This is a genomic window from Sulfurimonas sp. HSL3-7 (assembly GCF_039645985.1).
Classification (GTDB): Bacteria; Campylobacterota; Campylobacteria; order Campylobacterales; family Sulfurimonadaceae; genus Sulfonitrofixus; species Sulfonitrofixus jiaomeiensis.
This window is the reverse complement of record NZ_CP147919.1, coordinates 953,252-965,441: the sequence shown is the minus strand read 5'-3', so window position 1 is coordinate 965,441 and position 12,190 is coordinate 953,252. Positions and strand designations below refer to the sequence as shown.

10 protein-coding genes are annotated in these 12,190 nt (G+C 41.4%); 9 read left to right on the top strand and 1 reads right to left on the bottom strand.

Annotation, left to right across the window (positions count from 1 at the left end):
- Positions 1-364: 364 nt before the first annotated feature.
- From WCY20_RS04905 to WCY20_RS04865, 9 genes are read left to right on the top strand one after another with little or no spacing between them, the layout of a single operon-like run.
- Positions 365-1,900 (top strand): hypothetical protein, encoded by a 1,536-nt coding sequence (locus tag WCY20_RS04905; RefSeq protein ID WP_345977455.1) that lies wholly within the window; start codon positions 365-367, stop codon positions 1,898-1,900.
- Positions 1,897-2,529, top strand: a complete 633-nt coding sequence (gene pilO / locus WCY20_RS04900) for a type 4a pilus biogenesis protein PilO (protein ID WP_345977454.1) — start codon at positions 1,897-1,899, stop codon at positions 2,527-2,529. The genes WCY20_RS04905 and pilO overlap by 4 nt, the downstream gene beginning before the upstream one ends.
- Positions 2,529-2,948, top strand: a complete 420-nt coding sequence (locus tag WCY20_RS04895; RefSeq protein WP_345977452.1) for a hypothetical protein — start codon at positions 2,529-2,531, stop codon at positions 2,946-2,948. Before pilO ends, WCY20_RS04895 begins: the two co-directional genes overlap by 1 nt.
- 28 nt (positions 2,949-2,976) lie before the next feature.
- Positions 2,977-4,638: a pilus (MSHA type) biogenesis protein MshL gene (gene mshL, locus WCY20_RS04890; RefSeq protein ID WP_345977450.1), complete on the top strand. Its 1,662-nt coding sequence runs from the start codon at positions 2,977-2,979 to the stop codon at positions 4,636-4,638.
- Positions 4,639-4,666: 28 nt separating this feature from the next.
- Entirely contained in the window at positions 4,667-5,437 is a 771-nt protein-coding gene (locus tag WCY20_RS04885; protein ID WP_345977449.1) for an ATP-binding protein, read from the top strand.
- Positions 5,430-6,365, top strand: coding sequence for a CDC27 family protein (locus tag WCY20_RS04880; protein ID WP_345977447.1), 936 nt, complete (start codon positions 5,430-5,432; stop codon positions 6,363-6,365). The genes WCY20_RS04885 and WCY20_RS04880 overlap by 8 nt, the downstream gene beginning before the upstream one ends.
- Entirely contained in the window at positions 6,362-6,910 is a 549-nt protein-coding gene (locus WCY20_RS04875; RefSeq protein ID WP_345977446.1) for a hypothetical protein, read from the top strand. The genes WCY20_RS04880 and WCY20_RS04875 overlap by 4 nt, the downstream gene beginning before the upstream one ends.
- Positions 6,911-6,918: 8 nt before the next feature.
- A complete protein-coding gene (locus WCY20_RS04870; RefSeq protein ID WP_345977445.1) occupies positions 6,919-8,661 on the top strand; it encodes an ATPase, T2SS/T4P/T4SS family in 1,743 nt (580 codons plus the stop codon).
- Positions 8,658-9,905, top strand: coding sequence for a type II secretion system F family protein (locus WCY20_RS04865; RefSeq protein ID WP_345977443.1), 1,248 nt, complete (start codon positions 8,658-8,660; stop codon positions 9,903-9,905). Before WCY20_RS04870 ends, WCY20_RS04865 begins: the two co-directional genes overlap by 4 nt.
- A 29-nt stretch (positions 9,906-9,934) precedes the next feature.
- On the opposite strand, the gene WCY20_RS04860 is transcribed toward WCY20_RS04865, so the two are convergent.
- Positions 9,935-12,037 (bottom strand): ATP-dependent helicase, encoded by a 2,103-nt coding sequence (locus tag WCY20_RS04860; RefSeq protein ID WP_345977442.1) that lies wholly within the window; start codon positions 12,035-12,037, stop codon positions 9,935-9,937.
- Between the last annotated feature and the right edge of the window lie 153 nt (positions 12,038-12,190).

Here is a 12,190-nt window from a genome sequence, read left to right as displayed (position 1 = left end):
ACATACTTCTCATGTCTGTTAACATATCTGTTAATTTATTACTTTATTATGTTTAATAATAAACTGTTATATAGCTTCAAATAACTCTTGGCACAATAACATCACACTTCACAAATAGGCTATTTAGGCGTTTTGCGCGAAATTTGGACAAATTTGTTTATATATATCTTTTTTTAATAACATAAGAATATCTTTAAGTTTAAAATGGTTAAAATGGATTCAGTCACAGTCATTTAATAGGATTTCAATTTATTAGATAGACTGTTATTTCATTAATCTGTTTATATTTTATTATAGACGTGGAAAAGTTCAGTTTTAATTTATTTGAAGCTGAGCGCATAAATCATTCTTAGGATATAGTGCGATGAATAAAACGCAACAACCGACATTTACCAGTGTCCTTTCTCTAAATCCTTACAAAGAGACATATTATATTGGTTCATCCGGAAAATTAGAACAAGTTACCTCCATAAACTTCTCTAAAACCCAATATGCGATGTCTTTTTTAAATACCAACGATTTTCTCACTGCATTAATTGGCGTAAGTAAAAACATCCCGGACGAGGATTTGTCTTTTGCCATAGAGAGCAAGATCTATGAAGAGCTCGCACTTGATATGGCTGTTGAATATAATATTCAATTTATCGAATCAGGCCAACAATTAGATGACAAAGAACGTTATTTTCATGTCTTCATTGTTGATCCACTCACAATGGATGAAACGTTTGAAAACATCGTTGATAAGATCAAATACATTGATCAGATCGTACCGGTACCGCTTCTGCTTAAAGGACTGTACCAACGCGAAATCGTAACCGAAGTCGGCGTCCACTGTTATATCTATTTTCAAGACAATGACGCCTTTTTTACCATCTACAATGATCGAGAGTTTGTCTATACAAAATCATTGAAATATTCAATTAAGATGATGCATGAACGGTTTTGTGAACTTTATGGTGAGCAGATCGCCTATCCGCTCTTTATTGAACTTCTTTCAGGTGCCGGTCTCAGCTCTGACAACAGAGAATATCAACGCGATCTGATCAAATTGTTCGGCGAACTCTTTCTACATATCAATGATGTTCTAACCTATGCCAAGAGGGCATTTGAGCTGGAGTCTATCGACCAAGTCTATATCGGTTCGCAAATCGGTTCAATTGCAGGTCTTGATGAATATTCTCAAACCTACCTAGGCTTAATTTCAAAACCATTTGACTTTGACTACGGGTTTGATACGAATGGCCGGTATGTGGACCAGATACATCAATTGGTACACCTTTACACCATGACCGAAAGTGAAGAGCGGTACGAATGCAACTTCTCCCTTTATCCGAGACCGCCGAAATTTTTACAGCGAAACAGCGGTAAACTGATTGCAGTAGCCGGAGTGGCCCTGCTTGTTGCCTTTGCCTACCCGGTAGTCTTTTGGAGCATGACCTTCGCAGAAGAACTCAACAAAGCAATTTTGGATAGTGAATATGCTGAAGTGCATAATATTAAAACAACACGTGAAGCTACGATCAATCTCAAAACTGTAGAAAAAAATGCCGTTACCAAACTGGTTGAGGCGGAACAGACTGAATTAGATCGTCAAATGAATACCTTGTCCAAGATTCATGAAGTGAAAGTCAACTATCCTATGAAAGCAAAACTGACCACAGAATTTGCTGCAGACCTGAATAAATATCAGGTAAAATTACAGAAGCTCGCATATCATGAAACTGAGAATTTCAAAGGCTTCACTTTTTATATGATCTCTAAAAAAGATAAAGATATCACACGTCTGTTGGAGTATTTAACAGCCAAGAAAACGTCTCGTTTTCACTTCATGCTCGAAGAGATCCATTATGATGAAGAGAAAAAACATTACCTAAGTGAGATGAAGGCGGTGATAAAATGAGTGCTATATTAGAGAAGTATCTTTATGACATAGATCAAAGTTTTGCTCAGAAAAGTGACAAAGACATTAAAATGATCTATGCGATGGTTTTTGTCGTCCTTGTCACATTCTCCTATCTTGTCTTTTGGGAAAGCTCAGAACAGGGCTATAAAGATGCGTTAGCAGCTTCCCAGGCCGTACAGGCGAAAATAGATACAGATAGACAGTATTTGTTGATGCACCCGGAGAGTGAGATTGTTCGTTTGGATCAAGAGATCACTCAGCTCAACAATGAACTGGTTTCATTGAAAAGTGAAAATGCGTACATCAAGACAGAGATCGAAAAAATCCCTGAACTTTTTTATGACGAAGAGATTTGGGGTGAATTTATAGATTCTATTGCAGAAAATGCAAAAAAACATAAAGTTAAACTCAATTACTTTGCCAATAGATTGGCTGAGGATAAAACAAAATTCGGTCATGTCCTGAATATTGATATACAAGCTATAGGCCAATACCAAGATATGATCAGATTCATTAACGCCATAGAGAAGAGCAAGCTGGTAGTTGATCTTCACGATCTTAATCTTGAAGCGACAACGAAATTGAATTTAGATCTTAATTTATCAGTATGGGGGATCACATATTAATGAAAAAATTACTTTTATTATCACTACTGCCCTTAATACCGATTTCCTTGGTAGCGAGCACTGCGGACCATGAGACTATTAACAAGCAGATCATCGAGATAAAACCTCCTCGAAAAGGAGTAAGCAGTGTCGATGTTTTACGCGTCAAGAGTCCTTTTATTTTGTTACACAAGAGTAAAAATGGCGTTAAAACCACCTATGCTGTTAAACGAGAGGTCAAATTACCGCCGCTTAAACTTGAGTCCTGCATTAATAAAAATGTAAAGATCAATGGTAAATGGTACAAAGAAGGTGATAGAGTACGTCAATACACTATTGTCAATGTGTCGGCTACTGAAGCACTGCTTAAAAGCAAAACCAAAGAGCTGAGACTCTATCTGAATCAAAAAAACGACAAGATTCAATTCAAAGTAAACTAGAGCAATCTGGATAAAAGGAAGATCAAAAATGAAAAACTTAAATAAAAAACTGATTTCGTTCGCAGCCTCTGTTGTCTTGGCGACAGCGATGCAAGCAGACTGTACCTATGAGCTTTTTAGCATTTCATCTGCAAAAGGGACGACGATTGGTGAGTATGTCGATCAACTGACAACGGCTTGTGAGTACAGTCTTGTTGTTGCAGACAAAGAAACTGAAAAGATGATGGACAAGAAATTAAATAAAACCCATATCAAAAACCTTACTATTGACGAAGTTTTTGGGATTTTATTAACAGAAAACAATCTGAACTTCAGTATAGAGAATGGGATTTTGAGAATTTCCTATCTTAAAACAAAAACCTACAATATCGACTACATACTTTCGTCACGTAAAAGCCAAGGCTCCACGGATGTCATGCTAAGTTCAAGTTCTTCTCAAATCGGTCAAGGCAACTTGATGGGAAGCACATCCGGTATGACTGGATCTTCAGGCTCAACTCCGGATCCAATGAGTGCCAATAGCAGTGCCGGTGCAAATAAATCGGGAATTTCAATTGAATCGTCGGACGAGGTAAAATTCTGGGAAGAATTGGATCTTGAACTGCAACGCGTTCTTAACCGCCCTGAAGATGCTTATCAGGCTGAGGCACCTATCATTAACAGAAATGCCGGGCTGGTTACTATCTCTGCTACAGGCCGTCAGCAACAGCGTATAGATGAATATCTTAAAAAGCTGCAGAACAAGGTTCAAAGACAAGTCCTTATCGATGTAAATATGCTTGCTGTACTTTTTGATGACAAGTCATCTACCGGTATCGACTGGTCACAGCTCTATGCGCTTCAAAATTTTCAACTCGCTGTTGATTCAGTAAGTACAAACGGTAAATGGAGCGGAACATACACTCCGGTCGGGAATCTTGAGAGTATTGACACTCTCGCAAACAGAGCAGCAACTCTGGTTCAAATATCCGGCGGAGGTTCGATTACAGAAGTCATTAAATTCTTAAAAGAGCAAGGTGAAGTACGCTCGATTTCTAATCCGAAAGTACTCACCCTTAACAACCAACCTGCCCTTATTACTGTAGGTACAGAATACTTTTATATGATTGAACAGTCTCAGAACCAACAAGGTGCCGGTGGCGGTGTCGTCGCCACAACACAAAACAATATCGTCAACTCTGTTTTCGCCGGTGTTCTTTTGGATATCACCCCAGAGATCGCTGAAGATGGTTCTATTACAATCAAAGTCAACCCATCACTGAGTCAAACCCGGGTTCAGGTTTCAAGTGCTTCAGCAGAGCAAGAAAATCGCACCATGCCGCCTGACCTTGACCGTCGACAACTCTCAACTGTCGTAACAGTCAAAGATGGTAATCGTATTATTTTGGGTGGGCTGATCGGTTCACGTGAGAACTTCCAAACAAATAAAGTTCCATTGCTCGGCGACATTCCTGGTCTTGGCTATTTCTTTAAATATGAAGAAAAAATCCGCCAGGTCGAAGAGCTCGTTATTGTCATCGAACCGCATATCGTCAAACCACAAGGCAATACCTTGGAATTGCAAGATTTGGGATACACTTCAATGACAAAAGAAGAAGCTGGTTTAAAAGCAACATTTAGCGAAGATAGCGATGTCACACCAGATGCAGAAAAAGCACCTGAGAGTAAAGAGGCAGATGAGCAGCTCTAAAACCTTCCGCAATTGTAAAGACGTTTTTATGGACATTGTCGATGCAAAAGACTATGTCCAGCTTGACCGCAATGCCGCTGTCTATCATGGGCTTAAAGAGGCTGTAAAAAAGCCTCTGAAAATGATTCTTGTTTTTGGAAAACCGGGAACAGGGAAAAGTATGATGCTTAATAAGCTCTACAAAGAACTTTCTCCACAACAAAAAGTTACCTATATCCAGACACCCATTATTGACGAAAGCGAATTTTTCAAGGTCATGGCCTATGAGGTTTTTCAATTCAATTCACCATCTCCTCTTAATTTCACTCAGTTTATTGAGATTTCGAATTATTATGCAATGGAGACGACACCCATTGTAATTCTTGATGAGGCACAACTTTATTCGGAATCACTCATGGAGAAGATACGATTAATATCAGACTCCAGAAAGGTCAAATTCATTTTTGCATTACACAAAACTGAGAAAGAAGACCTAATAGCCAAGGAACATTTCAAAACACGTATTTGGGAGAGCCAAGAGTTACAAAATGCCACGCCGTCTGAGTTGACTATTTATATCCAGAAGAAACTCTTACGGGCCAACTATTTTGATATAGCCAATATGTTTACTGAAAAGAGTGTACGCCATATCCACCAATTCACCGATGGCAACTACCGTGACACGAATAAGTTACTTTATTCACTCTTTGAGATCTGCAGTTGGTACGAAGAGAACAGACCTTCTAAATTGAACTTCACATCCATGCCGACAAAACTGATAGAGATGGCTGCCATTCATATAGGGTTTATCGATGCTTGATGTATTAGAACTTGAAAAAAGATGGTTTCGTTACCGCTTAAAAAAAATATTGCCGTTGCTCATAACCGCTGTAATATTATTAACGGTCGGTACTGCAACTTCTTATCTTTATATTGCCTATCCCGACATGATAAAGAATCTCGTCGAAAACGAGCAGTCTGTAGTACAGAAAACACGTCCTATTGTAGAAACGAATATTACAATCAAGAGTGTTCCTCCTAAGAGATTATCGATAGATGATGAACAAAACATTCTAAGACCTTCTCTTAATTTTATGTACAACATTGAAGATCAGGTCATTAACTATACGAACACTGAAGTCATTAAAACTGCTTCTGCCGCTAAAGAAATAAAGACACAACAATCTGTTAAAGCCAAAAGCACACCAAAATCAGCCGTACAAACAGAGAAAAAGACAACAAGCGTGCCGAAGCAGCATACCAAAGTTGCCAAAGTACAGAAAAAGCAACCTACTGCGAAAAAAGTCGTCAAGGTAGCAGAACCTGTAAAAGAGGTCGTCAAGGTAGTTGAACCTGTAAAAGAGGTTGTTCTTGTTAAAGAGAATACGATTGTTGCCAAAAAAGAGCCTGAAACACTTTTCGTTCAAATCGATCACAAACAGATATCCGATAACGAGCTTAACAGCGTAATCAAACGTTTTGAAAAGCAGAACAAACCGGCTTTGAGCCTCTTTATAGCTAAAAAATATTACGAGCAAGGCAATTATAAAGAAGCCTATAACTATGCCTTGAAAACAAATAATCTTAACCCTGATATTGAAGACAGTATTCTTATATTTTGTAGATCCTTGGTAAAATTAGGCAGAAAAGAGGAAGCGGTCACAACATTACAGGCCTATTTACAAAAAACATATTCCGTTCAAGCGTCAATATTACTCAATGAAATTCAACTAGGAAAATTTAAATGATTAAACTAACATTTCTGTTCTTTGTCTCTTCTATGCTTTTACAGGCAGATACTAAACTCGAGACCTACAAACTCTATCAAGATGCAAAATATGAAGAAGCTTGTCAGAAGGGTGAGGGTATCCTCGAAGAGTATAAAGATGATGAAGAGTTTATCTCGCTCTATGCTTTTGCCTGTCTTAACGCCGATCACCTTGATAAACTCTCTATGCCGATCACTGCATTAAAAAAATCGAAGGAAGCGCGGGCCAATGCCGCTTACTTTTCTGTTATTCTGATGCAGAAAAAGCTTCTTATGTATTCACTTAGCGACCGATATGACTTGAAGCCTGTCAAACTTCCGACAACAGATTATGTTCTCTCAACAGTCTTTGACCTTTATGCAAAAGACACCAGTCCAAAAGACAGACGCCGTTATAACTATAGAGATCCTAATGATGCAAAAAAAAGTTATCGTCTTTTTGTCACAAAAAGCGCGCCTTCGCCTAAGATGGTTATAGAAGAATATTATGATAAGATTATGACACAACGTCATATCTATTGGTAGGATACAAAATGGATAGAGTTACCCATGACTTATTGGCACAAGGGCATATCTCAGAAGAGCAGATTGAACGTCTGCATCGTGTTGGGGTAAAAGATGATACCCTCCTCGAGACACTAACTAAAGTCGGTGCCGTTTCTGCAAACTTTGTTAAACGGTTTATTGTTGAACAGGTCCGTTCGGGACATTATGAGATTGCTATTATCAAGCAGTATCATTTTTTGGATGAACAAGCTGTTATGCAGTATCTCGGTGAAGTGATGGAGATACAATTTCTTGATCTTGACTCTATTGATATGGATTACAGGCTGGCCGACAGGATCCCGTTATCACAATTAAAACGTTTTAATGCTATTCCCATCAAAGAAAATGACCTATCGGTTACAGTTGCATTTGCAGACCCTCTGAATATCGAAGCACAAGAGGCGCTTCAACGCCTTTTTCCACGCAAGCCGATCGAAATTGCAGTCGCTACAGAGAAACAGATTCAGGCTTATCTCTTTAAAATTGAGCTGAAAGACAGTGTTAAAGAACTGGTTGTCAATATCCGGAATGAGTTAAACTCCATCGGGACTGACCAAAATAAAGATCAGGCACAAGCCTCATCCATCTTACAGCTTATAGATGTCATCTTAAAAGCTTGTATCAAAAACCGTGCGAGTGATATCCACATCGAACCTACCGAAAACAACTGTACCGTGCGCGGTCGTGTTGATGGCAAGCTCTCTGAGATATTCATCTTTGACAAAGATATCTATCCGCCACTCGCATCACGTCTGAAGATCCTGGCAAATCTTGATATTGCGGAAAGAAGAAAGCCGCAAGACGGCCGTTTTTCAGCACAAGTAGGTGATAGGGAATACGATTTCCGTTTCTCAACCTTGCCGATTATGTACGGTGAATCAATTGTTATGCGTGTACTCGACAAAGAGAAAGCGATGATACGTCTTGAAGATGCCGGTATGGATGAAGCTGGTTATCAAAAACTCCATAATGCCCTTAAAATGCCATATGGTATTATCCTTGTCACCGGACCGACGGGTAGCGGTAAAACAACGACCCTCTATGGTGCGCTCAACGAGCTGCGCAGTGTTGAAGAAAAAGTTATTACGGTCGAAGACCCTGTGGAATACCGGATGAACCTAATTCAGCAGGTCCAGGTGCAGGCCAGTGTCGGTCTCAGTTTTGCCGATGCGCTACGTTCAATTCTGCGTCAGGATCCGGACAAGATCATGATCGGGGAGATCCGTGACCAGGAGACACTTGAAATTGCTATTAAAGCAGCTTTGACAGGTCACTTGGTTATCTCTACCCTGCATACGAATGATGCCATCAGTGCGATACCGAGGATGGTTGATATGGGTATTGAGCCTTACCTCATCAGCGGTTCACTGGTTGCCGTTCAAGCGCAGCGTCTTATTCGTAAGATTTGTCCTTACTGCAAGACAGAAGATAATCTGCCACTCTCGGTCACAGAACAATATAAAAAATACTTGCCGGAAGGTACTGTTTTTTATAAGGGGGCAGGATGCCGAGAATGCAATGGCGTCGGATACATGGGCCGGGAGATGATCTCGGAGGTTCTGCCTATTTCGGAAGAGCTGTCAAGTATGATTGCGCGCAGTGCTTCGAAAGATGAGATAACAGAGCAAGCGGTCAAAGAGGGTTTTGAACAGATGTTTGCGAATGGTATGAAAAAAGTTGTTAGCGGCGCAACGACTATTGAAGAAATTTTAAGGGTGGCAAAAGTATGAAACATTTTACAGTAACGGTACTTGCTCGCGGGAAAAAAACAGAGCATAGATTATACGCTGAAGGCAAGAAAGAAGCCCACTATATGGCCAAGGTCAAATTTCCGGGCATATTAGTAAAAGTTGAAGAGAGTTCGCCCCCGCTGGAAGAGCAGTTTGCCCAGTTCAAAGCCAATCTTTTTAAAAATGCTAAAAAGAAAAAACTCAAACCGGATTCTCAAATAGCTGCGATCAACCAGTTGGCGGTTATGACCAATGCGGGTATTTCGATACATGATTCACTTGCGGAACTTGCCGATGCGACAGAAGATAAAACACTCAAAGAGATTCTGAGTAAATGTGGTGAGGATATTAATGCCGGTTCAAGTCTCTATAATGCAATGAACAACTTCCGATCTCAACTTGGCGGTCTTACGCTAGCGATGGTCGAGCTCGGTGAAAAGACAGGTAACATGGCTGAGGCATTGGCAAAACTTGCTGTCATGCTCGAAGAGATCCGTATGAATGTAATCAAATTTAAAAAAGCAATGGCCTATCCGCGTAATGTTATGATCGCAATGGCTGTTGCATTTAGTATATTGCTTTCTTTTGTTGTGCCTCAGTTTAAAGAGATCTTCGAACAACTTGGGGCGAATCTACCATTGCCGACAAGAATATTGATGTTCCTTTCTGATATGCTGACACAGTACGGTCTTTTTGTTTTGGCAGGCATTGCTGTTATCTATCTCGTCATTAAATATATGATTGATCATAATAGAGAGTTCCGATACGGTTTTCATCAATTTCTTCTAAGACTGTATTTAATAAAAGGCATTATTCTCTATTCAACACTAAACCGTTTTACTCTCGTCTTCTCTGAACTGGTCCGTTCCGGTATTCCGATAGCTGAAGCGCTTGATACCGCCATTAACATGACGGACAACCTCCCCTTAAAAGAGAAATTGACAACAGTGCGTAGTGCTGTTGAAAAGGGAAGTACATTGCACGAGGGTCTTGAAGAAACGGGGCTTTTTGAGAACATGATCATTTCAATGGTCTCGGCAGGTGAGCAATCAGGCCAGTTGGATACGATGCTCAACAAAGTAACAGAGTATTATAAAATGCGATTTGACAAAATCATCGACGGTCTGCAAGAAGCGATTGAGCCGGTTATGCTCGGTATTATTGCGGTGATGGTATTGATGCTTGCACTCGGTATTTTCTTGCCAATGTGGAGCTTGGGTGATGCGGCAATGGGACGTGGTTAGAAACACGTTCCCTTGAAAGGCAGTGGTTTCTACTCTGCTTTAGCCGCTTCTTCTTTCTCTTTACGCTTCTCTTCTTTGATCAGCATCTTTTTATAAACTTCGTCTTCTTGCATCATGCCCGCTTCATAAAGAAACTGCGAAGCGACAAAATCACTTTTTTTGATCTTGTCATATTTGGCAAAACTGAGGTACAAGACATCTTTTGCCCGTGTTACAGCCACATAAAAAAGACGGCGCTCCTCATCCAGACTGCCGCCGCGTACCATCAGCTTGCGGTTTGGAAAACGCCCGTCCATCAGGTCGATGACATAGACCTCTTTATACTCCAAACCTTTTGAAGCATGAATACTTAAGAGATGCACACCCTCCCCTTGGGTCAGATCCTGAGAGCCCAGTATCATCGCATTTAAAAACCGTTCATGTTCACTATAGGGACGTGTCAGCTCCACCAGTATCTGCGATTTATTGTGGATGCGCTCTGTCGACTCTTTTTTCTGCCGCTCATCAATAGTGCCGTCTGCCTGGAGAGCACGTTTGGAACTCAGTACATCGACGATGCCGTGATAAAACTCTGAGGTGCGGATCTTGCTGACAATGGTTTTTGGCTGTTTTAGTCCGTGGATCGACCGCAGCAGCTGCGTGAAATGGAAGAGGAACTTTGCCCCGTCTTTGGTAAGTTTGGGATGTTTGAGCACCGGGTTTTTAAGAAACTTCGCATCGAACCCCATGGCACCGAATCGTCCGGCTGAACCCAGCTCCAGGAAGTCGTCAAAGAGTCCCAGCTGCTGATTGAGCTTACGTTTTTCAAACGGGTTACTGATACTGGTATCCGGAGAGAATATCCCGTATAGAAGCGATCCCGAGCCCACATTCTGCAGGGCAATAAACAGTTCTTTGGCAATAGCGCTCCCGATACCCTTAGCAAATTCAAAAAGATGGATAAAGGCCATCATATCATTTTCATTGATCATCAATGTGTAGATATCTAAAATAGCTTTGATCTCTTTAGCATCAAAAAAACTGGTACCGCCGCGTCTTCGGCAGGCGACACCCTGCTCCCGCATTGCTGCTTCGATCCCGTCGGCTGTAGAGTTATTACGAAAGATGACCGCGATCTCTTCCCGGTCGGTCGAAGAGCTCTTGATCATCTCGGTGATGCCGTGATACTGATCAAAGAGTTCATCATAGACCAAAAGTTTCGGCGGCTGTGCTGCATTCTGGCGCGTCACTTCCAGCTCTTTGGGATAGATACGTTCGTTATGCGCAATCACACGGTTGGCAAGTGAAAGGATCGGCACCGTTGAACGGTAGTTTTTACGCAGCGTATGCACCTTCGCCTCTTCGTATTTCTTTGTAAACGAGCCGATGATCCCGATATCGGCGCCGTTGAAGGCGTAGATGCTCTGGTCGTAATCCCCCACGCAAAAGAGCGACGGCGGTTTCATCGCATCGACTAGGGAACCCTGAAGTGCGTTGGTATCCTGGTACTCGTCGATCAGTACCTCTTTGTACCCCAACTCCTTTTGTTCACATATGTTCCGCATCTGGATCAATAGGTCGTTGAAGTTTAAAAAACCGTACTGCAACTTCAGCTCTTCAAACTCATCCACCACGTCGGCGTAGATGAGTGCATAAATACGGTGATCGGGCTGTTTTTTGGTGATCCATGTCTCGAAGTCCTCGCTCATCTCCGTGTTTTGATAAAAGGAGTAGAGGTCATAAAGATAGTTTGCCCCGTAAGGCTCGCTCTCGCTGTTGAGATGCGAGAAAGAGCGCTTTTCAAAGACACTGCGAAAAAGGGTTTTGAGCTCGCGCTGCTGTTTCAATACCACCTTGCCGTTAAAGCGTTTCAGCCATCGATAGCTGATAGCATGGAAGGTACCCGCGTCGATCTTGCCGGCGGTCTGCTTGCCGAAATACTGGGCCACCCGCTCGACCATTTCGGCGGCCGCCTTGTTGGTAAAGGTCAGCAGCAGTATCTCTTCGGGTTTCACCCCGTTGGCCAGTAGATGTCCGATACGCCCGACGATCGTCGATGTCTTGCCTGTACCGGCCGAAGCGATGATGAGATTTTGGCCGTATGGCGTTGTTGCTGCCTTGTATTGATCCTCATTTAAACGTGAAAGTGGCAACAGGTTTCCTTTTTAAATCGTGAGATATTTCTGAGTGCAAGAGAAAATTCAAGACGGTAATGCGGTCAGTTATTTAGTCGAATTTTACCTCTTATTGGCTATGATTCGCCTAAATTTTACGAACTGAAAATATCATTTTGACAAAGGCGACCC

Bases quoted from the DNA above. Each gene is read 5' to 3' on its own strand.
- WCY20_RS04905 (WP_345977455.1), top strand. From the start codon at position 365: ATGAATAAAACGCAACAACCGACATTTACCAGTGTCCTTTCTCTAAAT.
- pilO (WP_345977454.1), top strand. From the start codon at position 1,897: ATGAGTGCTATATTAGAGAAGTATCTTTATGACATAGATCAAAGTTTT.
- WCY20_RS04895 (WP_345977452.1), top strand. From the start codon at position 2,529: ATGAAAAAATTACTTTTATTATCACTACTGCCCTTAATACCGATTTCC.
- mshL (WP_345977450.1), top strand. From the start codon at position 2,977: ATGAAAAACTTAAATAAAAAACTGATTTCGTTCGCAGCCTCTGTTGTC.
- WCY20_RS04885 (WP_345977449.1), top strand. From the start codon at position 4,667: ATGGACATTGTCGATGCAAAAGACTATGTCCAGCTTGACCGCAATGCC.
- WCY20_RS04880 (WP_345977447.1), top strand. From the start codon at position 5,430: ATGCTTGATGTATTAGAACTTGAAAAAAGATGGTTTCGTTACCGCTTA.
- WCY20_RS04875 (WP_345977446.1), top strand. From the start codon at position 6,362: ATGATTAAACTAACATTTCTGTTCTTTGTCTCTTCTATGCTTTTACAG.
- WCY20_RS04870 (WP_345977445.1), top strand. From the start codon at position 6,919: ATGGATAGAGTTACCCATGACTTATTGGCACAAGGGCATATCTCAGAA.
- WCY20_RS04865 (WP_345977443.1), top strand. From the start codon at position 8,658: ATGAAACATTTTACAGTAACGGTACTTGCTCGCGGGAAAAAAACAGAG.